The sequence below is a fragment of the Streptomyces sp. NPDC058637 genome, assembly GCF_042717325.1.
Taxonomy (GTDB): domain Bacteria; phylum Actinomycetota; class Actinomycetes; order Streptomycetales; family Streptomycetaceae; genus Streptomyces.
The window spans coordinates 91,477-110,488 of the sequence record NZ_JBHXRD010000024.1 but is presented as its reverse complement, the minus strand read 5'-3'; the positions used below and the strand labels follow the sequence as shown (position 1 = coordinate 110,488).

Annotated in this window: 22 protein-coding genes; 5 read left to right on the top strand and 17 right to left on the bottom strand. The window is 66.0% G+C overall.

Annotation, left to right across the window (positions count from 1 at the left end; translation table 11 throughout):
• Positions 1–242: 242 nt before the first annotated feature.
• Both ACFWVP_RS24025 and ACFWVP_RS24020 read right to left on the bottom strand, forming a co-directional pair.
• The gene (locus ACFWVP_RS24025) at positions 243–923 is read right to left on the bottom strand and encodes a response regulator transcription factor (protein ID WP_014047499.1); all 681 of its coding nucleotides are present in this window, start codon (positions 921–923) and stop codon (positions 243–245) included.
• Positions 920–2,188 (bottom strand): sensor histidine kinase, encoded by a 1,269-nt coding sequence (locus ACFWVP_RS24020; RefSeq protein WP_384499565.1) that lies wholly within the window; start codon positions 2,186–2,188, stop codon positions 920–922. The genes ACFWVP_RS24025 and ACFWVP_RS24020 overlap by 4 nt, the downstream gene beginning before the upstream one ends.
• Positions 2,189–2,387: 199 nt before the next feature.
• On the opposite strand from ACFWVP_RS24020, the gene phoU reads away from it, so the two are divergent.
• The gene (gene phoU / locus ACFWVP_RS24015; protein WP_384499564.1) at positions 2,388–3,065 is read left to right on the top strand and encodes a phosphate signaling complex protein PhoU; all 678 of its coding nucleotides are present in this window, start codon (positions 2,388–2,390) and stop codon (positions 3,063–3,065) included.
• A 169-nt stretch (positions 3,066–3,234) separates the two neighbouring features.
• The gene (locus tag ACFWVP_RS24010) at positions 3,235–3,384 is read left to right on the top strand and encodes a hypothetical protein (RefSeq protein ID WP_164494140.1); all 150 of its coding nucleotides are present in this window, start codon (positions 3,235–3,237) and stop codon (positions 3,382–3,384) included.
• Between the two features lie 96 nt (positions 3,385–3,480).
• Here the strand turns inward: ACFWVP_RS24010 and ACFWVP_RS24005 are convergent, their stop codons facing one another.
• The gene (locus tag ACFWVP_RS24005) at positions 3,481–4,812 is read right to left on the bottom strand and encodes an MDR family MFS transporter (protein WP_384499562.1); all 1,332 of its coding nucleotides are present in this window, start codon (positions 4,810–4,812) and stop codon (positions 3,481–3,483) included.
• Positions 4,813–5,019: 207 nt separating this feature from the next.
• Between ACFWVP_RS24005 and ACFWVP_RS24000 the strand changes: the two genes are divergently transcribed.
• Entirely contained in the window at positions 5,020–5,781 is a 762-nt protein-coding gene (locus ACFWVP_RS24000; RefSeq protein ID WP_384499560.1) for a phosphoglyceromutase, read from the top strand.
• 591 nt (positions 5,782–6,372) lie between these two features.
• On the opposite strand, the gene ACFWVP_RS23995 is transcribed toward ACFWVP_RS24000, so the two are convergent.
• The 11 genes from ACFWVP_RS23995 to ACFWVP_RS23945 all read right to left on the bottom strand — a co-directional run bounded on the left by ACFWVP_RS23995 (position 6,373) and on the right by ACFWVP_RS23945 (position 13,624).
• Positions 6,373–6,564 carry a hypothetical protein gene (locus ACFWVP_RS23995; protein WP_384499559.1) on the bottom strand — a complete coding sequence of 64 codons (192 nt, stop codon included), beginning with the start codon at positions 6,562–6,564 and terminating at the stop codon, positions 6,373–6,375.
• A 56-nt stretch (positions 6,565–6,620) separates the two neighbouring features.
• A complete protein-coding gene (locus tag ACFWVP_RS23990; RefSeq protein ID WP_384499558.1) occupies positions 6,621–7,847 on the bottom strand; it encodes a tyrosine-type recombinase/integrase in 1,227 nt (408 codons plus the stop codon).
• Entirely contained in the window at positions 7,847–8,047 is a 201-nt protein-coding gene (locus ACFWVP_RS23985; protein ID WP_030636111.1) for an AlpA family transcriptional regulator, read from the bottom strand. Before ACFWVP_RS23985 ends, ACFWVP_RS23990 begins: the two co-directional genes overlap by 1 nt.
• Before the next feature lie 2 nt (positions 8,048–8,049).
• On the bottom strand, positions 8,050–9,423 hold the full coding sequence (gene repSA, locus ACFWVP_RS23980; protein WP_384499556.1) for a replication initiator protein RepSA: 1,374 nt from the start codon (positions 9,421–9,423) through the stop codon (positions 8,050–8,052).
• Between the two features lie 128 nt (positions 9,424–9,551).
• A complete protein-coding gene (locus tag ACFWVP_RS23975) occupies positions 9,552–9,848 on the bottom strand; it encodes a SpdD-like protein (protein ID WP_384499554.1) in 297 nt (98 codons plus the stop codon).
• A gap of 23 nt (positions 9,849–9,871) precedes the next feature.
• The gene (locus tag ACFWVP_RS23970; protein WP_106972203.1) at positions 9,872–10,027 is read right to left on the bottom strand and encodes a hypothetical protein; all 156 of its coding nucleotides are present in this window, start codon (positions 10,025–10,027) and stop codon (positions 9,872–9,874) included.
• A 12-nt stretch (positions 10,028–10,039) separates the two neighbouring features.
• Entirely contained in the window at positions 10,040–10,231 is a 192-nt protein-coding gene (locus ACFWVP_RS23965; protein WP_384499552.1) for a mobile element transfer protein, read from the bottom strand.
• An 18-nt stretch (positions 10,232–10,249) separates the two neighbouring features.
• The gene (locus ACFWVP_RS23960; RefSeq protein WP_384499550.1) at positions 10,250–10,915 is read right to left on the bottom strand and encodes a DUF2637 domain-containing protein; all 666 of its coding nucleotides are present in this window, start codon (positions 10,913–10,915) and stop codon (positions 10,250–10,252) included.
• A 75-nt stretch (positions 10,916–10,990) separates the two neighbouring features.
• Positions 10,991–12,346: an FtsK/SpoIIIE domain-containing protein gene (locus ACFWVP_RS23955; protein ID WP_384499549.1), complete on the bottom strand. Its 1,356-nt coding sequence runs from the start codon at positions 12,344–12,346 to the stop codon at positions 10,991–10,993.
• Positions 12,347–12,348: 2 nt separating this feature from the next.
• Positions 12,349–12,705 carry a hypothetical protein gene (locus tag ACFWVP_RS23950; RefSeq protein ID WP_360469487.1) on the bottom strand — a complete coding sequence of 119 codons (357 nt, stop codon included), beginning with the start codon at positions 12,703–12,705 and terminating at the stop codon, positions 12,349–12,351.
• A 139-nt stretch (positions 12,706–12,844) separates the two neighbouring features.
• Complete coding sequence (locus ACFWVP_RS23945) at positions 12,845–13,624, bottom strand: GntR family transcriptional regulator (RefSeq protein ID WP_124284643.1); 780 nt, start codon at positions 13,622–13,624, stop codon at positions 12,845–12,847.
• An 18-nt stretch (positions 13,625–13,642) separates the two neighbouring features.
• On the opposite strand from ACFWVP_RS23945, the gene ACFWVP_RS23940 reads away from it, so the two are divergent.
• Positions 13,643–14,110 (top strand): NUDIX hydrolase, encoded by a 468-nt coding sequence (locus ACFWVP_RS23940; RefSeq protein WP_384499547.1) that lies wholly within the window; start codon positions 13,643–13,645, stop codon positions 14,108–14,110.
• Positions 14,111–14,680: 570 nt separating this feature from the next.
• Positions 14,681–15,145 (top strand): ArsR/SmtB family transcription factor, encoded by a 465-nt coding sequence (locus ACFWVP_RS23935; protein ID WP_384499546.1) that lies wholly within the window; start codon positions 14,681–14,683, stop codon positions 15,143–15,145.
• A 19-nt stretch (positions 15,146–15,164) separates the two neighbouring features.
• Here the strand turns inward: ACFWVP_RS23935 and ACFWVP_RS23930 are convergent, their stop codons facing one another.
• The 3 genes from ACFWVP_RS23930 to ACFWVP_RS23920 all read right to left on the bottom strand — a co-directional run bounded on the left by ACFWVP_RS23930 (position 15,165) and on the right by ACFWVP_RS23920 (position 18,131).
• Positions 15,165–15,836 carry a hypothetical protein gene (locus ACFWVP_RS23930; RefSeq protein ID WP_384499544.1) on the bottom strand — a complete coding sequence of 224 codons (672 nt, stop codon included), beginning with the start codon at positions 15,834–15,836 and terminating at the stop codon, positions 15,165–15,167.
• Positions 15,837–16,571: 735 nt separating this feature from the next.
• Entirely contained in the window at positions 16,572–16,883 is a 312-nt protein-coding gene (locus tag ACFWVP_RS23925) for a hypothetical protein (RefSeq protein ID WP_384499543.1), read from the bottom strand.
• Between the two features lie 549 nt (positions 16,884–17,432).
• Positions 17,433–18,131 (bottom strand): NPCBM/NEW2 domain-containing protein, encoded by a 699-nt coding sequence (locus ACFWVP_RS23920; protein ID WP_384499542.1) that lies wholly within the window; start codon positions 18,129–18,131, stop codon positions 17,433–17,435.
• Positions 18,132–19,012: the final 881 nt, after the last annotated feature.

Below are 19,012 nucleotides of genomic sequence, written 5' to 3'. Positions count from 1 at the left end.
GGCCGGAGGCGCCCCTTCGCGCGGTAGGCGGTAGCTCGTGTCACCGCCATCGGTCGGCCCGTAGCACCGAGCCCGGATCACCGCGCTCGGATCACCGCGGTCCGGCCCGGGGCCGGGTCACGCGCGTCCGATGGCACGGCGCCTGTGGCGCGGTGCCTGGGAGACGGCGCCTGTGGCACGGACCAGTGACCTGACCGCTGTGCCTGTGACCGGCTCCGCGGCCGGCGTTGCTCGGTGCCGGTTTACGGCTCGAACTTGTAGCCCAGGCCCCGCACCGTGACCAGGTACCTCGGCGCACCCGGGTCGGGCTCGATCTTGGCGCGGAGACGCTTGACGTGGACGTCGAGGGTCTTCGTGTCCCCCACGTAGTCCGCACCCCAGACCCGGTCGATCAGCTGCATACGGGTCAGGACGCGGCCCGCGTTGCGCAGCAGCATCTCCAGCAGGTCGAACTCCTTCAGCGGGAGGTCGACCTTGCCGCCGGAGACCGTCACGACGTGGCGGTCGACGTCCATCCGGACGGGGCCCGCCTCCAGGGCCGCCGGGGTGACCTCCTCCGGCTCGCCGCGGCGGCGCAGGACCGCACGGATGCGGGCCACCAGCTCCCGCGAGGAGAAGGGCTTGGTCACGTAGTCGTCGGCTCCTATTTCCAGGCCGACGACCTTGTCGATCTCGCTGTCCTTCGCGGTGACCATGATCACCGGTACGTTGGACCGCACCCGCAGCTGCCGGCAGACCTCCGTGCCGGGCAGGCCCGGCAGCATCAGGTCGAGCAGCACGAGGTCGGCGCCGTTGCGCTCGAACTCGTCGAGGCCGTCGGGGCCGGTGGCCGCGATGGCCACCTCGAAGCCTTCCTTGCGGAGCATGTAGGACAGGGCGTCGCTGAAGGATTCCTCATCCTCGACGACAAGCACTCGGGTCACGGAAGAGCCTCCGGGGCAGGAAATGGTTCAAAAGTATCGGTCTCGTACGGCCCCTCGTCGTCAACGGTGCTGTTGAAGATGAGTGGTCCGCCGGTGGTGCGCCCCCGTACGACACCCGATTCGGGCAGTCGCAGGGTGAAGGTGGAGCCCTGTCCCTCCGAGCTCCATACAGTGACCTCCCCGCCGTGCGAGGCGGCCACGTGCTTGACGATGGCGAGGCCGAGACCGGTGCCACCGGTGGCCCGTGAGCGGGCCGGGTCGACGCGGTAGAACCGCTCGAAGACCCGCTCGCGGTCCTTCTCGGAGATGCCGAGGCCCTGGTCGGTCACGGCTATCTCGATCAGATCCCCGCCGGGTGCGGCCAGCCGCCGGGCAGCGATGCCGACGCGGGTACGGGCGGGGCTGTAGTTGACGGCATTCTCCACGAGATTGCCGAGAGCGGCAGCGAGCTGACCGCGGTTCCCCCACACAAAGAGGTCCTCGGTGCCACCCGATGCCATGGTGATCTGCTTGGAACCGGCCTGTTGCCGGCACCGGTCGATGGCCTCCGCGACGAGTTCTTCCACCGGTACGGGTTCGGCGTCCTCCAGCGGGTCGTCGTTCTGCACCCGGGAGAGGTCGATGAGCTCCTGCACGAGGTTCGTCAGGCGGGTCGCCTCGATCTGCATGCGTCCGGCGAACCGCTCCACCGCCTCCGGGTCGTCGGACGCGTCCATGACGGCCTCGGAGAGGAGCGAGAGCGCACCGGTCGGAGTCTTGAGCTCATGGCTGACGTTGGCCACGAAGTCCCGGCGGACCGCCTCTATGCGGCGGGCCTCGGTGAGGTCCTCGACGAGCAGCAGCACCAGTCGCGACCCCAGGGGGGCGACCCGGGCCGAGACGGCGAGCGCCTCGCCCCGTCCCGTACCGCGCCGTGGAAGATCCAGCTCCACCTGGCGTATCTCACCGTCGCGCCGGGTGTCCCTGGCCATGTGGAGCATCGCCTCGACCGACAGGCGTCCGCCCCTGACCAGCCCCAGCGCATAGGCGGCGGAGCTGGCCTTGACGACGCTGTCGCTCTCGTCGAGGACCACGGCGGACGAGCTGAGCACGGAGAGGACGGTGTCCACCCCGGGAGGCAGGGGGGCATTGCTGTCGGGCCGCATGGACGTACGCGTCGGGCGCTTCTGCTCGCGTTCGCTCCAGCGGAACGCCAGCATCGCGATGACACCGGTACACAACCCGGCGATCGCGGCAGCTGCGGCCACTGCCGCGTTCACGTCCATGCTTCAAGGTTATGCGGGCGCGCCGACACTCTCCCAGCCATCCGGGTGCCATCTCGAACACTCGTCGCCCAGAGTTCACCATGGGGATAGTGCTGGTTCATTTAGGAGGCCGGATCCCGACGCGTTGGCACCTCACCGTGGGAGCGTGGGGGTCGGCCCAGAGACCCCGGCCTCAGTAAGGATCTGGAGAGGGACTTCCATGCGCGACGCTTATCACGAGGAACTCGATTCGATCGGCGAGGACCTGGTCGAGATGGCCAGGCTCGTCGGATCGGCGATCGGACGAGCCACGACGTCCATGCTCGACGCCGATCTCAAGCTCGCCGAGAGTGTGATCGCCGCGGACCAGAAGGTCGACGACCTGCAGCACGACCTGGAGGCGCGGGCCATCGCGCTGCTGGCCCGCCAGCAGCCGGTCGCGACCGATCTGCGGATCGTGGTCACCTCGCTGCGGATGAGCGCGGACCTGGAGCGCTCGGGCGACCTCGCCCAGCACGTCGCCAAGCTGGCACGGCTGCGCTTCCCGCAGACGGCGGTGCCGCACGACCTGCACGCCACCATCCTGGAGATGGGGCAGCTCGCACAGCGCCTGATGGCGAAGGCCGCCGAGGTCATCATCACGAAGGACGTCGACCTCGCGCTCCAGCTGGAGCAGGACGACGACGAGATGGACCTGCTGCACCGGACGCTGTTCCAGCACCTGATGGACGACCGCTGGAAGCACGGCATCGAGACGGCCGTCGACGTGACGCTGCTCGGCCGCTACTACGAGCGCTTCGCCGACCACGCCGTATCGGTCGCCAAGCGCGTCGTCTACCTGGTGACGGGCGAGCACGCGGACGAGATCCAGGCGGCGGCGCCGGTGGAGGGGGCGTAGGGGCGCAAGAGGCGCGCGGGGGTAGCACGTCTGTTCCCGCACGCGTGCGCCGTTGATGCGCCCGCCGGGTTGGGCATGCAATGGGGGCGGGGGCGCGGCACGGATGCCGTACGCCCCCGTCGTACGCATGCGTCGTACGCCGTCGAGTCGTACGCCCTGAGGAGGGACCATGGCCGATTCCCCCATGACCGAACCCCAGCAGGAGACCCCGACCGAAGTGGTGCATCTGACCGTGCTCGGCGCCTGCGGCTGTGGCTCGGGCTGCGGGTGCGGCTGCCAGTCCGGCGCGCCGTGCCAGTGCGGTGGATGTTCCGGCTGACCGGAGACACGCGGTGGTGCCGTGCGGGGGACACCCGTCCCCCGCACGGCACCACCGGCTCCACCGCGGCTCGGGGCTTCCGCGGCCTCCGGCCCTTCAGGCCGTCGGCTCGACGGCGGCCTGCTCGGTGACATTCCGCACGGTGACGGCCTTCTCCGTGACGGCCTTCTCCGTGACCGCCCGCTCGGCGACCGGGCGCGTGGCCGGGGACCCGGTCACCGGATCCGGCAGATGCCGCATGAGCAGCCAGTAGCCGACCGCGGCCACCGTGCCCAGCACCGCGCAGGTGCCCCACAGCCAGTCGGCACCGTAGTGGTCGATCACGAAGCCCGACATCAGCGGGGCGACGAGCGCCGCCGCGGACCACGACATCGTGTACATGCCCTGGTAGCGGCCCCGGCCGTGCGCCGGGGAGAGCTGGACGACGATGCCCGTCTGTGTAGGCGCGTTCACGATCTCGGCGATGGTCCACACGCACACCGTCAGCGCGTACACCCCCACCGAGCCCGCGAAGGCGGTCAGCCCGAAGCCGTACCCGGCGAGCACGGACGAGATGATCAGCAGGCGGCGCGGGTCCCGGTGCTGGATGAAGCGGGTCACGGGAATCTGCAGGGCGACGATCAGCACCCCGTTGACGGCGATGGCCGTGCCGAAGTCGGAGCTGGAGAGCCCGTCCGCGCCCATGGCCACCGGCAGCCCGACGTACCCCTGCTGGAAGATCAGGGCCACCAGGAACGACAGCCCGACGACTCCCATGTAGCGCCCGTCGCGCAGGACGGTGCTCAGCCTCACGTCGTCCGGGGCGCGGGCCCCTGCCGCCAGGGGCACCTCCTCGGGCCGCGATTCCGGCACCTTGAGGAACACGACGACGGCGCAGACCAGCGTCATCACGGCCTCACCCATGAAACCGGCCAGATAGCTGTACTCGGCGATGAAACCGGCTCCGGCCGAGGAGATGGCGAAGCCCAGGTTGATGGCCCAGTAGTTGAGCGAGAAGGCCCGCACCCGGTCCTCGGGCCGGACGATGTCGGCCATCATCGCCTGCACGGCCGGCCGGGACGCGTTGCTCGCCATGCCGACCACGAAGGCGACACCGGCGATCGCTCCCGGATGGACCATGAATCCGAGCACGGCCACGGACACGGCGGTCGAGAGCTGCGCGATCAGCATCGTGGGCCGACGCCCCAGCCGGTCCGTCATCACCCCGGCCCCCAGCGAGGAGACGACCCCGCCGAGCCCGTGGAGGGCGACGACCAGTCCGGCGTACGAGGCCGAGTAACCCCGGTCCAGGGTCAGGTAGAGCGCCATGAACGTGGCGACGAACCCGCCGAGGCGGTTGACCAGCGTGCTGATCCACAGCCACCAGAACTCCCTGGGGAGCCCGGCGACCGTCTCGTGTGCCGCCTTTCTGAGACCGGCGACGGACATAGGGCTTCCCCCCGGGGACGTACGGAACGGATGCGGGCTCCTGTAAGTGGCCCGGTAGCTGACCGAACATTACGAATCCGGGATCCCCGACCGCCACTCGATTGACGCCGACCGTCAAACGTCACGCCGTACCCGCAGTCCGGACGCCCTTGTCCGCCCTGTGACCGGGCGCGCGGAGGCCGCGCGGGTTCGATTACGCTCGGACTCATGGCCGACGCACCGTACAAGCTGATCCTCCTCCGCCACGGCGAGAGCGAATGGAACGCGAAGAACCTGTTCACCGGTTGGGTGGACGTAGACCTCACCGACAAGGGCGAGAAGGAGGCGGTCCGCGGCGGTGAGCTGCTCAAGGACGCCGGCCTGCTCCCCGACGTCGTGCACACCTCCCTCCAGAAGCGTGCGATCCGCACCGCCCAGCTCGGGCTGGAAGCCGCCGACCGCCACTGGATCCCCGTCCACCGCTCCTGGCGGCTGAACGAGCGCCACTACGGCGCCCTCCAGGGCAAGGACAAGGCGCAGACCCTCGCCGAGTTCGGCGAGGAGCAGTTCATGCTCTGGCGCCGCTCGTACGACACCCCGCCGCCCGCCCTCGAGGACGGCACCGAGTTCTCGCAGAGCGCCGACCCGCGCTACGCCTCCATCCCGACGGAGCTGCGCCCTCGCACGGAGTGCCTCAAGGACGTCGTCGACCGCATGCTGCCGTACTGGTACGACGGCATCGTCCCGGACCTCCTCGACGGCAAGACCGTCCTCGTCGCCGCCCACGGCAACAGCCTGCGCGGCCTGGTCAAGCACCTGGACGGCATCTCCGACGACGCCATCTCGGGCCTCAACATCCCGACCGGCATCCCGCTCGCCTACGAGCTGGACGCCGACTTCCGCCCGCTGAAGCCGGGCGGCACGTACCTCGACCCGGAGGCTGCGAAGGCCGCCATCGAGGCCGTGAAGAACCAGGGCAAGAAGAAGTAACGCGACACCAAGAAGCCCCCCACCTGCGGGTTTTCCGCGAGGCGGGGGGCTTCTTGGTGCGCTGGGCCGTGTGTGGGCCGTCAGGCTTGACGGCGCCAGAAGCGCAAGCGGAAGTCGAACATGATCAGAACAGCAACGAAGACGGTGATCTCGGCGGGCGCACCTTCCCAGAGCGCGAGGGCCCCGCCCCCCATACCGATCAGGACGAACGGTAGATCGCGAACACGGAGGTCTAGGCGCATGTGTGGACGTGGGACCATGGGGTTCTCCTGCTGTGCTTCGGTTGACCGGATCAGGGTCGCGACTGAAAAGCGGCATGGAGGCGAATGCCGTCCCTAGCCGGACGGCATTCTTATGCCATGGAGACTTTCCCATGAAGAGCGCTACGGAGCCAAACCCACGTAGCGCGGGAGCGATTCTTCGAGGATCTACCCGGTTCCTTCCGGTTCTACATGCATAATGGCTTGCCTGCATAAGGCGCGGCCCCTTGTCCATAAATTTGGACAGGACGCCCATGCCCGTGGGCGAGGGCACAGAGCTTACCCAGCCGCCCCACCGGTCGCACGACTGCGCAGGTTGACGCCTTGCATGTCAGCGAATCATGAGACTGGCATTTGCAATGTGCGACACCAACACACATTGCAATGCCAGCCAGCGAAGCATGGCGCCGACATTTGGAATGTGCGACACCAACACACATTGCAATGCCAGCCAGCGAAGCATGACGCCGACATTTGGAATGTGCGACACCAACACACATTGCAATGCCAGCCAGCGAAGCATGACGCCGACATTTGGAATGTGCGATTTGGAATCTGAGATTCCTCAGCCGATCTCGTTCAGCAGCGAGCAAAGATCGCGCCCACAGCCTTCCTCGTGCGCTCCTGGCTCGACGGCATCAGGTGCGCGTATACCCGGAGCGTCAGGCCAGGGTCGGAGTGCCCGAGGTACTCGGCGAGCGCCTTGATGTTCTCCCCGGCGTCCAGCAGCACCGACGCGTAGAAGTGCCGCATCGCGTGCATGCCGTTCTCACGTGACTCGGCGTGCGGGGCGCCGGCCGCCGGGACCGGGATCACTCCGGCCGAGGCCAGAGCGGGTTTCCACGCCTCCTCGTTCAGCGAGGTGCGCCAGACATGACCACCGCGTGGACCCATGAAGATGAGCCGCTTGGTCACCAGCGGTCCGCCCGCGACCTTCCACGGCAACGTGATCTCGACCGGCGGGAACTGCCTCATGTGTGTCCGCAGCGCGTCAGCGACGGGCCCGGGGAGCGGTACGTCCCGCAGCTTGCCGCCCTTGGGCGGAGCGAAGACGGGCTTGCTGCGGCTCAGCTTGAGCTGCTGGACGACGTGCAACGTGTCCGACCGGAAGTCGATCGCGTCCACCGCGACACCCAGGATCTCGCCTTGCCGGAGGCCGCAGCCGCCGCCCAGGTCGACCATCGCCTGATACCGCTCCGGCATGCCCGCGCGCACAGCGAAGAGCCGTTCCGTCGTCCAAGGCGTGACGCGCTTCGTGTCCACGGTCGGCGGCCGTACCGAACGCGCGGCGCAAGGGTTCCGTGGAAGGTGCCCGTCATCCACGGCCGCGCTGAGAGCCGCGCGCACGTTGGAGTAGATCGTCCGGGCGTACGAGCCGCGGACACCGTTCGCCTGAAGCTGCTGAACCCAGTCGCGGATGTGCGCCGGCTGGAACGAACCGAGCGGACGCGTGCCGAGGTACGGGAACGCGTGCAGCCGGAGCTGCGACTCCATCGAGGCTTGCGTGTTGGGGTCCGCCCCTTGGGTGGACACCCAGCCATCCGCGTACTGCTGGAAGGTGGTTCGGGCCGCGCGGGGATCGATGTACTGTCCCCGCGCCATGTCCGCTTCGGTATGAGCCAGCCACTGATCGGCGAGCCGCTTCTGTCGGTCTGGAAAGCTCTTCGACTTCTCCGTGCCGTCCGGCCCGACGTAGCGCGCGCGGTAGCGGGACCCCACTCCGTAGCGATCCGACTTCACCTTGCGCGGCTTACCGTCAGGACCGGTCACGGTCACGAACCAGCGGTCCTGAATGTGTCCGGCCATCAGGCAGCCGCCTCGCTCCGGCGGGAGTCGACCCAAGCCCGTACGTCGTCGGGGTCGAAGCGGAGGTGCCGGCCGACACGGAAGCCGCGGGGTCCGGTCCGCTTCCGGCGCCACTGGTAGACCGTCTCGACGCTGGGCAGCTCGAACATCTCGACCAGGTCGTCCGGCGTCAGATAGCGACTCGGCAGAGGAAGCGCCATGGTCACCACTCCCCCTCGTCGACCAGCTCCGCCATGGCTTCACGGGCGGTTTCGCGGTTGAGCTGAAGACCACGGGCGATGGTCGCGGCGAGGACGGATTCGCCGGGCGAGTGACCGTGGCCGGCGTACTGCCAGTCGGCCAGGACGAGCACGGTGTCCGGGACGCGGTCCTCCAGGCCGAGGGACTGCCGTTCCTGAGCAGCGCGGAAGTCGGCGCGGGCCTGGCGGAGCTCACGGAGGGTGGTCGAGTAGCGGCGGGACTTCGAGGAGAAGTGCCCGCGGAACCCGAGCATGTGCGCCCAGGCACGCAGCCGGCGTTCGGGGTAGAGCGGATTGAGGAGGTGGCATGCGGCGATGAGACGGCGGGCGTGGTCGGGAACGCCGTGGCGATCGAGCTCGGAGAGTTCGCCAATGCGGCGGTCCAGAGTGCCGGTGTTTTCCGCCGCTTTGGTGGCGTACTTCGCGACGTAGGACGCCACAGCCTGTTCGGTGACATCGGAGCCGTCGCCGAAGGCAACGACCGGGCGGACGTCGAGTTGTGTGCCCCAGCGGAAGGTACGAGCGGGCTGCTCGCCGACGGCGGGTGCGGACACCGAGGTGTAGTTATGCCGAGCGGCTGCGTGTATCGCATCGGTGAGCAGGTCGACGGTCGCCCAGGAGGGAGGAGGGGTGCCGGGCCCGTCCGGTCCATCGATCCGCATCACGGCGTGGAAGTGGATCGCCCCGCGCTTCTGGAACTCCGCGACCTTGCCGTACGAGAGCCGAGCCGATTCCTTCAGTTCCACCTGCGTGAGTCCGGCGCGGGCCGCGATCTCCCGTCGGAGGCGAGTGGTGAACCGCATCCAGAGGTCGCCGGCGTGGTTGTTGAACAGGACCGATGCGGCGTAGTCGTACGTCTCGGGGTCCAGGGCAGTACCGAGCTCGGGTGCGTCTGCCGAGTGCCGGCCACCGCAACGGCAAGTGCCACGTTCGGGACGGTTATGGACTGGGCCGAAGGACGGGGCGGTAAGGGTGGCGAAGACCCGGGGGTGATCCCGCACAGTGGCGGGGACATCGCGGCGGTCATCTCCGGCCAGGCCCGCGCGGATCAGGTGGTAGGTGTCTCCGGCGTACGTCCAGGCACAGGAGGGACAGCGGGAAGCGCGGCGATTTCCGCAGGCGAGGCGGAGACGTCCGCCGGGCTCGGTCTCGGTCGAGTAGTGGTGAAGGGTCTCGCCGGTGGTCTTGTCCTTGGTGAGGGTCCAACCGGTCAGGTGGATGGGGTCGGAGCAGCCACCGGTGCGGCGGATCTGGTCCTCCCAGCGGTGGAACTCAGGGGCCGAGGCGACCCTCAGCAGGTCGCCGAGGGTGAGCCGGTCGAGGAGCGACTCAGGCATGTGCACTCCCCCGGCGGCGGGCGGTGCGGTCGGTCATGATGGTGCTTCCTTCCGGATCTGTGGTTCGGGCAGGAGCACGGCTTCCGGGCGGCGGATGCTTGGCGGTATCGAGGCCGCCCGGAAGCCGGTCAGCGGTGGTTCTGCGACGCCACGAGCGATCGGACGACCAGGGCGCTGATAGCGAGCGACGCGGCGGTGACGGCGACCGCGAGGAGCATGGAGACCAGGACCGCGCCGACGACCAGCACCACGGCCGTGCCGCCACCGATGACGGCGACAACGGCACCAGGCGTGAGCTGAACCGTGGGACGTACGGGAGCCGTAGGGGCCGGGGTCTGGTGGGGCACGGCGGGGACGTCGCTCCGGGCGGTTCCAGTGACGATTCCCGTCGGCAACGGGTTGGTGGGGATCTTCGGGCGGAGCATGGCGGTTCTCCCTTCGGTGGGGATTACTTGACGGCGGTGTCGATCACGGGGGTCAGGAGGCTGTCGGCGAGGAGATAGCCGCCGAGCAGCAGCACGAGCACGAGCCACCAGGGCGGGCGGATCAGCTTCACGCCGAGCCAGCCGACGACGATCAGGGCGAGCCAGAGCGGTACGTCCATGGCGGGTCTCCTTCAGCGGACCTTGCAGCGGTGGGTGCGGGCGGCGAGCTGGGCGGCGGATCGGCTGCTGAAGTCGGACGACCAACCGCAGCGATCGGCGGTGCACACGGCGGAGTGCTGGGTGCGGCCGTGCCGGTCGCGGTGGGTACCGATCTGCACCGGTCCGATCCGCATCACGGAGTGGAAGTGGTCGCGGGCGGGCATGGCGGATCTCCTCTCGGGTCAGGCGAGCTGAGCGGCGATCGCGGCGGCGAGTTGGGGCGGAACTCCGAGTCGGGCGCGGAGCGTGTCGGTGTCGATCGGTGAACCGGTACGGGCGCGGTGGTCGTCGGCGACCTTCCGGGCGTGGTCGACGAGCGCGGCCGGCACGGGCGGAGACGCGTCGGCGGGAGGCAGGACCGGAGACTCCTCAGCGGCAGGAATCGGCATTGGTTTCAGCTCCGGGGCCTGTTCCTCGGTGACGAGCTCCGGCGCCGAGGGATCAGCCGTAGGCACCGCCGGAACGGGCGTGCGGTCCTCGACCGGGGTCTCGGTGTGGGCGAGGAGCGTCCCGCCGAGGAAGGCAAGCGCGGGCCATCCAGCGATGCCGAAGCGCAACCAGGCCGGAGGGTGCGCGAGATCGAGGAATCCGGCGGTGGCGACGTTGGCACCGAGCGAAGCGACTAGCGCGATCAGGAACCAGCTCCAGGCGAGCCGGGACGGGCCGTCCTTTCGTAGCCGACGCCAGGCAGCAACCAGGAGCAGATCAACGCTGATCGGGTAGGCCCATGCCTTCCAGCCGTCCTGGCCCGCGGCGGCGGCGAGGTCGTGGAGGTGGGCGAAGGAGAGCGCGCCAGCGATCACGGCTTGGATCAGTACGGCATCCACGCGCACGGAGGGACGGGCCATCGGACTTCTCCTTTTCGGCATGGGGCGGGTAGGGACTTGGCGCGGGAATGGTCACGCCGACCGGTGTGCGGGAGGTCAGGCGGTGGTGGGCGCGGCTTTGGTGAGCGGCGCGGTGGCCGAGGCCAGGGGTGTGACGGCGGGCCGGAAGGCCGCGAGGGCGGGCATATCCGGAGTGCGGTCGGCATGCCGGTTACAGATGTTCACGGCTTGGCGCAGTGAGGTGTGCGGAGCTCGGATGCGGGTCCATCCACCGGTCGAGTCACCCGAGACCGCGATACCGGGGACGTCGGTGGGAATCTGGATCGCGGCAAGGACGGCGTCCGGAGCAATGTCTCCGAAGGCCATGTTGGCGCTGGACTCGTCGTTGACGCGGTGGGCGGTCCGACCCGTGAGTTGAGCACGGAGCATCGTGATGCCCTTGCCGAGTTCGGAGCCGAAGCGCTGGCCACAGATCTCCAGGTAGATCCCCGCGGCACGGCCGAGCTGGGCGAGGCGGACCAGAGCAGTGACGATCCGGTCGCGGCGTTTCTCCTCGTCCTTGGTGGCGAAGAGCGCCAGCTCGGCGACCTCGTCGACCAGGACCACGACCGGAGTCGGGCGGATGTCGGCCGGCAGGTCCCAGATGTCGGCGGCTATGTCGGCGTCCGGAACGTCGACGGTAATGCGCTGAGCGGAACGGATGAGCTGGTAGACGTCCTCCATGTGCTGCACGAGTGCTTCGAGGAGTTCCAGCGCGGTGTCCGGGTTGTCGGCGAGGGCGGAGAAGCGCCGGGCGAGTGGGAAGAGCTCGACGCCCTGCTTGCAGTCGATCCCGACGAGCGCGACGTCATGCGCCGCGAGGCCGGCGACCAGGTTGCGCTGGTAGACGGACTTCCCCGACTCGGTCGCGCCGAGCGTCAGCCCATGAGGCACAGCCCGATAGTCGCGGTAGTGGACGGATCCGTCCTCGCGCAGTGCGACGGGGATACGCATCGGCGCGGGGTCGGTTTCGGCGGGCATCTGCACCCGCCGGAGGACGTCGTATCCCGTCATCCGTAACTCCACGATTCCCGAGCGAAGTTCGCGGGAGGTGACCCCGTACATCCCGAAGGAGTGCCGGAGGCGGTCGGTGGCCGAAGCGACGTCGAAGGCATCCTGACCGGGACGAAGCTTGATCCGCAGGACCAGCCCGGTACGAGTGGGCCGGAGCCGGAGAATGCGCGGGGCCCTCGACTCGGGAACGGGGCGGTTCGTCATCCGGGCGAGGGAGAGGCGCCAACGCGCGGGCGGAACGGTGAGCCCGCAGGCGTCCATGACCGATGCGTATCGGACCGCTACCCGCAGCGCGGCAAGGGTGACCCCGAAGGTCATCCAGTACCAGGCGGGACGCCGCCACCGCAGGATCAGTGCGGTGACGACGACCAGCAGCAACGTGACCAGGGACCCGGTCATGATCAGGCCGCCCTGGGCTTCTCGGCAGCGGCGACGAGCGAGGTGACCGCCACCGCACGGAAGGCGATGCCGTGTCGCTTCTGCCCATTGAACTCGTTCTCCCACGGCCGAGCGATCAGTCCTGTGACGGCGACAGGAGTGCCCATCATCAGCTCACCGGAGATGCCCGGCTCAGGGACGGTGACCGAAAGGATCTCCACCTCCTCGTTCGCCGCGAACATCACGTCCACGGTCATGAGCTTCGCGCCGCTCTCGACGTCCACGGCGATCTCGCCGGTCCGGCGGTCCTTGACCTTGATCTGCGGGGGCTTGGCGACCATCACGGACGCGGCGGAGGTGTCGACGGGGATCGTACGCACAGAAGATCACTCCTATAGATGTGTTCGACTCAGCCACTCATGTACATGAGTGACATAAAAAAGAGTGCATCACTCCTATACATGAGTCAACCCGCCGAGACGGAGAAGTCGCGGCGTGCTGCGCTGAGTTGAGTGTGCGTCAGTCGGAGGCGGGGATCCGGTAACTGAAAACGAACTGGTCAGCGGCCATGAGCGTGTCGCACACCTCTACAACGCGATCCTCCGTCGTTCGTGCCTCACGGATCAGGTGAACCACCGAAGCGCCGGGGCTCAGGGCCAGTTCGGAGGCCTCAGCCTTGGTCGCCAGCCGGGCTTGCAGCGTCTCGACGAACTCCGCGAACTCGTGCCCATGGTCTTCGAGGCGGGCATAGATGCCACCACCGCCGGGGTTCTTCGCGAACAGCTCGGGGATGTCCTTCGCAACGTCCCACGGGAGGTACGACGTGGCCGTCTCCACGGGGGTCTCGTTGCGGAAGTAGAGACGACGCCGGGCGAGCACCTGAGTGCCGGCGGGGACGCCGAGCCGCTCCGCGATGTCGTTCGGTACATCCGTCGGACCGATGTATAGAACGCTGACGCCAGCCTTGGCGCCGGACTGCTCCGACTCGGCAAGGTACGCGGCCTTGCCGCCCTGCCGATGGGAGCGCTTGAAGCGGTCCGAGGATCGGTGCCGCACCGGGGGCCGGGCCTTCACCATGGACCCCTTGCCCTGGCGGGTCTCCACGAGGTCACTCGCGCGGACCTCCACCATGGCCTTGCGGATGGTGCCGCCGGAGACGCCGTAGCGCTCCACGAGCTCCGATTCGCTGGGCACCATGTCACCGGGCTTGAGGATTCCTGCGCGGATCTGCTGAACGATCTCCTCGGCGATCTGCACGTACCGAGGTACGGACTTCCCACCTCCTACCGCTGTTTCCATAGTCCTTCTCTTCCTCCTATGCTCCTGTACATGAGTAACAGTGCGCAGGAAGGCACGTCAACGCCGCTCCACTCCGTGTCCGTAGCCGGAGTGGTCGTGCGCGAGGACGGGCGGCTCCTGGCGATCCGCCGTGCCGACAACGGCACTTGGGAGCTGCCCGGCGGCGTACTCGAACTTGACGAGACCCCGGAGGCGGGCGTTCAGCGCGAGGTCCTGGAGGAGACGGGCATCCACGTCGAGGTGGACGAGCTCACGGGGGTCTACAAGAACACCACGCGCGGCATCGTGGCCCTGGTCTTCCGATGCAAGCCCGCCGGCGGAAGCGAGCGGACATCCAGCGAATCGACCGCGGTTGGCTGGCTCACGCCGGGCGAGGTCACCGAGTGGATGTCCGAGGTCTACGCGGTCCGGCTACTGGATGCCCTCGACGGGAACGGGCCCCACGTGCGAAGCCACGACGGCAAGCGCCTGACGCCGGTGCGATAGAACTTTCCCTACTTCATCAAGGCTCCTCGCTCCGCTCGTCGCGCGCTCCCCGGCTCACCGCCGGGGCCCTGCGCTCCTGTCTCCGCCCCGCTCTGGGCCCCGGCTACGCCGGTCGCGCAACTAGAGCGAGAGATCCTGACCAGGAGGAGACGGAAGGCATAAGATATGCCTCCGGCGGGGGCGCTCAGACTCCGGGATGGTTGGGGCGCCGTTCGCGAGTGTCGGCGGATTCGTGGTGAGCGTTGTGGGCTCCCATCCCGACCACCTTCGACCCAGGCAGAGCCGAGCAGTCGCGGCCCAGGGCGTCAAGGTCGTTCGTACAGTGGCGCGCTCCACCTTGACGCCCTGAACCACGCCCGCTCCACGGTGTGTGGGTCGAAGGCGGACGGGATGGGAGCTGGGTGAGTGGTGGGCTGGAGAGCTCCGATAGCCGACCGCATTCCACCGTGGGGCCCCAAACCCAGTCAAGCTAAAGCGCGCAGAAGTGCGCCGTCACGCCACGAGACCGGGAAGCCCGAGGGGCCCTCAGCCGGAGGAGGCGACGGTTCGCCCGCACGTATCCTGAGCCTCATGACCGATGTTTCCCCCAATGCCGATCTGAGTCGGCGTCTCGAAATCCTGGAAGATCGCGTATCGCAGCTGGTTGAAAGGTGTCCGACGTTGGCAGCGGATGCTGCACCCGAAAGGAAGAACAGCTCACCTGTCGAAGGTGGCCCTCGCGCAGTCACCGCTGCCATCCTGTCGAGTACGGATCTTGACTTCCTGGGAACCCGCCTGAGTGCCCTCGCTCATCCGGTTCGCTTGCGCCTCGTCCTTGCTTGCCTTGAACACGCTAGTAAGACGAGCGAACTAAAAGCGCTCTCTGGTATGGGAACTACCGGACAGATCTACCATCATCTGCGCCAGCTGGTGCATGCTGGCTGGTTGTCAAGTTCTCATCGAGGGCAGTACGAAGTGAGTTCGGCTGCCGTGGACGCGCTCGCAGCGCTCCTCTCAGCGCTCACAGAGGTAACTGATCTTAATCGTTCGGGATAGCAAATCCTTCACCGACAGATTAGAGCAGCAAGCCGGTGACGGCTCGATTCAGGAAGATGACCGCTGGATACGCGGAAAGGAAAGACCAGAAGAACCCATTGAGGCCCATCACTACTGCGCAGCACAGGTGAAAGAGCGCCGCAGTGCCGAGCAAAGCAGCAAGTACCGGCAACGGCAAAATCGGTGCGAGAATAAACGTCACCTCAAATGCGATTACCCCCCAACACAGGGATAAAGCGAGCATCGGCGACTTTTGCACGAATACGGTTACGGCTGCTACGCCATATGCTCGGGTAGAAAGTACGCCTCGGATTGCGTCACCGTTGCGCCATGCCGGGCTGATCAGCTTCGCTACTCCTGCGGCAGAATACGCGAGGCAAGCCTGCGCTCCGATGAAGAATAACCCCGCCCCCAGTAGCTGTGAGTCGCTACCGAGCACCGACGAGACCGCCAAGGTGACGCTCACGATGGTGACCATTTGGTCTGATCCATCACTTCCAGCGAATAGGAAGCGAGTGTCGATCAAAATGTTTCCTGCGGCCACAACGAGCCAAGCGATGCCGAGTGCTGGAGACATCTTCGAACTCAACAGCAAGACCAGCCCAGCGGCAAGGCGCGCGCCCAGGACAGTGAAAATCAGTTCCCTGCCGGCACCGGCGCGGAAAATGATGCCGACTTCCGCGCCGTTCACCCGCAGGTCATATACGCCCCCTGGCCTGAGCTCTCGCGCTACTGCCCAAGCTCTTTCTGCCGAATGCACCATTACCCATACACCGGCAATCCGGCCGCACAGAAGAAAAACCGCCTCCGCGCTCACTGAAATGACTCCGCCTAGTTTTCGCCAAGAGGGTGGAAGCTGCTCATAAATGCAAGACTCCGGTCAGGATGCGATCCGAAACCAGTGTCGCGAGCGAGGATGAACTGCCGTTCCGCTGCGTCTTCAGGGCGCGGCATCTGTATTGCTAGACTCGCCAAGATAAGGTAAGGATTGGATAGCGCCACAATGCGAATGTCTAGATTCCGGCTCGCAGCAACCGCAAGGTGTCGCGTGAGGCTATCAGCCAGGTCGGCCACCACTTTGTTGCGGTACTTCCCTGGGTTCCAAATTGCATGGCACCAGCTCCTCTTCTCAGTACTGGGAACGTACGATAGTGCTCCCAATTCTCCGTTGCGTAGCCTGTCACGGTAAAGAAGATGCATGTCGTGCATGCCAGGCTTTGGGGCGAAGAAAGTCCAGAGCGGGATGAGCCCGAGCCTCGCCGCGAATGGAAACCACTCGCCAACTCGGTCGGAGAACTGTGCGACTACTGAGACGGCGAACCAGCAGCCTAGGCAGAAGTAGATTGCGTACTCCATCATCCACTTCATTTAAACTCTCTTAAGGGATGGGTTGGATACTGGAGACCCCTCGCGGCACGAGTCAAAATCACCTCGCATTCCTTTCCTTAAACTCAATAAGCTTTTCGATTGGAACGTTAACGTCGAGGTCACCCATTGTTAGATCATCGAAGATCTTCTCGTCCAGGGAGTCGGAGAGTAGTCGGGGGTGGTCGGCAGTTACGTTCCGGACCTGTACCAGCGCTCGCCGGGCCCGGCGATACCTGCCGATCGAATCCCCGTCTGCCAGAATGAGGTCTCGGAGGTTCACGGAAGTAAGGCCCTCCTCTTCCATTACCGCAATCAGCAGTTCAAAAGCGGCTAGCTCGCTTCGGCTCAGCTCTTCGTTATCTCCAGGCATGGTTGAAGTCCTATCGCTAGATGTTCTGCACAACTCTCAGCAGTACGCTGTTCGCCCTACTGTGCACCATATGTTCTCAGCTCGCATACCGGGGGCTTCCAAGGTGAGGCATTCGGGTTAAGTTCACCTCCAGGGCTTCAGCGTGAAGCCATAAGACCATTCAGGAAGAGAGGCGACAGTCCTCAGCGACGGCTGTGCCGGTAGTTTGCATCGAGGGGCAGTCTGACATCCACAGCTGACATCAACGATGGCGGACAGCAGCAGCGCTGAACGGCCACCAATAGCCGCGTTGCCCATACTGCGAGCAGGTACGACCGTTGTCCGAGCGAACTTACAAAGCCGGTGTCGCCTGAGGGGCATGCGCGTCTGTTCGCAGCCAAGGTCGACTGTCAGAGCTCGGTGAAAGGGTGCTGCCATGCAAGACGCACTCTTCGAGTTGTCGGAAAAACTGCCGCCTAGGGTGCGCGCCTAGTGTCCGCCCGGCAGGTCGGGACCTAACGGGCGTGGTGAAAAAGGTATCTTGTGTTGTTGACCGGCGGCAGGCTCCAGCTAGCCGATTAGGCGCGCGTCCCCCCATACGCCGAAAGAGTAGTCATTGTAATACTCGCCTGCGGTAAAAGTGACCTTTAGTTTGAGTGTCTGGGTATCCTCGATCTTGACATGCAATTCCCGCAGTTGCCCCTTGGCTAGCTCCTTTCTGAAGAGGGAGCTTCCGTCTGCGGATACCTCGAATGTGAGCCGCCCCCCGGTGGGTGAGTCATTGTGTACCCCGATAGTCGCGTCGAATTGCTTCCAGCGTGAGCCGAGATTGTATTCGACCTGATTGACTGGAAGGGAGTACTTGTCCACGCGCATGGAAATACTTTGCGGGAGAGTCCGGTCCCGTACGTCGGCTGATCCCTTAGTCGCCCCGTATTCGTCAGTGAGAGGTGTGACGTCCACCAAATACTTCGTTTCTGAGGGTGGATTTCTGGTTTTCTTTGTTGGCTGAGTTTCAGTAGTCGACTCTTCTCGCGGCGGCGGTCTATCGGTGACCTGAGATGGTGGCGGATCATCGGAGTCGACTTCAGCTGTTGCGAAGAAGTCTACGAGTTGAGCGATCCCGGCGAGGCCAGCAATAACGGCACTAATGGCAACTGCCGCCTTGATGCATGCTCCCTGATTTTCCACTTGACAAGTATCTCTGCTGTCAGACCATTCCGGGTGATACGACGCCGTGGTGTCGCAGGATGAGATCCAGAGGCTCACGAATCTGAGGCTCACGAGATAGTAGCGCCACCCCACCCCTCGCGAGTCCCGTGCTGAGGGCCTCGAATCTGTCGTGTCACCGCCCGTCGGAGGGGCGGATCGATCACCCCTGGGTCATCTCACTGCCGTGCGAGGCCGACCGCAGCCGCCACGGCTTACAGACGGGTTTAAGGCGCCGGACGGTTTGTGTATGTCGCGCCAGGTGGTACGTAGGCAGAGGGGTTATCCTCGCGAATGAAGTAGTTGTTGCGCACAGCCAAAGGCTCTCGGCCGATGAAGTCTTCCGCTTGCTTTCGGGTGCTGAACCATTGAATCGGGATATTGGGGGAATGGCTAGAGAATACTATGTACGTCATGGGTATTTCCCTCCTCTTGATTCGCCGGTGCAGTTAACTCATCTGCGCGGTTCGAGCAGCTCGTTGATCGGCTGATTCCAAGTGGGTCCCGCTCAACGGTGACCGCCTCAGCACCGCCAGGCTGAAAGCCAGAGGCTCATCCGGAACCGAGTTCGCGCCGTGATGGCGTACTCGTCTATTTTCTGACAGCTGCGATTGCGGAGCAACTCGCCGAGCGGTGAGGGGGCGACTCTCGTGGGCTATCTGTGGACGGCTCTACAGGCCCCCAGCCAGCGACATCAACCAAAGGGGGCCCCGGTATTTCCTGTCCGGTCGTCGTGTCGCTGGTATGCAACAGCCGGAGCGGTGATCGAACTTACAAGGCGCGTGTCGGCAGCGCGCGCGTGCCAGAGCTGTGCCAGAACGAGCGGTCAGTCACGGTCAATTGGGGCGTGAGGCGGAGCAGGCACACGCTGACAGGCTTGGCCCTGCTGTACGGCTGCTGACCAGCCAAGACCGTCTCTGGATCAGCGCCAGGCTTACAAG

Bases quoted from the DNA above. Each gene is read 5' to 3' on its own strand.
- ACFWVP_RS24020 (WP_384499565.1), bottom strand. From the start codon at position 2,188: ATGGACGTGAACGCGGCAGTGGCCGCAGCTGCCGCGATCGCCGGGTTG.
- ACFWVP_RS24010 (WP_164494140.1), top strand. From the start codon at position 3,235: ATGGCCGATTCCCCCATGACCGAACCCCAGCAGGAGACCCCGACCGAA.
- ACFWVP_RS23955 (WP_384499549.1), bottom strand. From the start codon at position 12,346: ATGACCGGGTCCCTGGTCACGTTGCTGCTGGTCGTCGTCACCGCACTG.
- ACFWVP_RS23935 (WP_384499546.1), top strand. From the start codon at position 14,681: ATGACCGATGTTTCCCCCAATGCCGATCTGAGTCGGCGTCTCGAAATC.
- ACFWVP_RS23925 (WP_384499543.1), bottom strand. From the start codon at position 16,883: ATGCCTGGAGATAACGAAGAGCTGAGCCGAAGCGAGCTAGCCGCTTTT.
- ACFWVP_RS23985 (WP_030636111.1), bottom strand. From the start codon at position 8,047: ATGGCGCTTCCTCTGCCGAGTCGCTATCTGACGCCGGACGACCTGGTC.
- ACFWVP_RS23940 (WP_384499547.1), top strand. From the start codon at position 13,643: ATGCTCCTGTACATGAGTAACAGTGCGCAGGAAGGCACGTCAACGCCG.
- ACFWVP_RS23990 (WP_384499558.1), bottom strand. From the start codon at position 7,847: ATGGCCGGACACATTCAGGACCGCTGGTTCGTGACCGTGACCGGTCCT.
- ACFWVP_RS23975 (WP_384499554.1), bottom strand. From the start codon at position 9,848: ATGCTCCGCCCGAAGATCCCCACCAACCCGTTGCCGACGGGAATCGTC.
- phoU (WP_384499564.1), top strand. From the start codon at position 2,388: ATGCGCGACGCTTATCACGAGGAACTCGATTCGATCGGCGAGGACCTG.
- ACFWVP_RS24000 (WP_384499560.1), top strand. From the start codon at position 5,020: ATGGCCGACGCACCGTACAAGCTGATCCTCCTCCGCCACGGCGAGAGC.
- ACFWVP_RS24005 (WP_384499562.1), bottom strand. From the start codon at position 4,812: ATGTCCGTCGCCGGTCTCAGAAAGGCGGCACACGAGACGGTCGCCGGG.
- ACFWVP_RS23970 (WP_106972203.1), bottom strand. From the start codon at position 10,027: ATGGACGTACCGCTCTGGCTCGCCCTGATCGTCGTCGGCTGGCTCGGC.
- ACFWVP_RS23945 (WP_124284643.1), bottom strand. From the start codon at position 13,624: ATGGAAACAGCGGTAGGAGGTGGGAAGTCCGTACCTCGGTACGTGCAG.
- repSA (WP_384499556.1), bottom strand. From the start codon at position 9,423: ATGCCTGAGTCGCTCCTCGACCGGCTCACCCTCGGCGACCTGCTGAGG.
- ACFWVP_RS23960 (WP_384499550.1), bottom strand. From the start codon at position 10,915: ATGGCCCGTCCCTCCGTGCGCGTGGATGCCGTACTGATCCAAGCCGTG.
- ACFWVP_RS23965 (WP_384499552.1), bottom strand. From the start codon at position 10,231: ATGCCCGCCCGCGACCACTTCCACTCCGTGATGCGGATCGGACCGGTG.
- ACFWVP_RS23995 (WP_384499559.1), bottom strand. From the start codon at position 6,564: ATGCTTCGCTGGCTGGCATTGCAATGTGTGTTGGTGTCGCACATTCCA.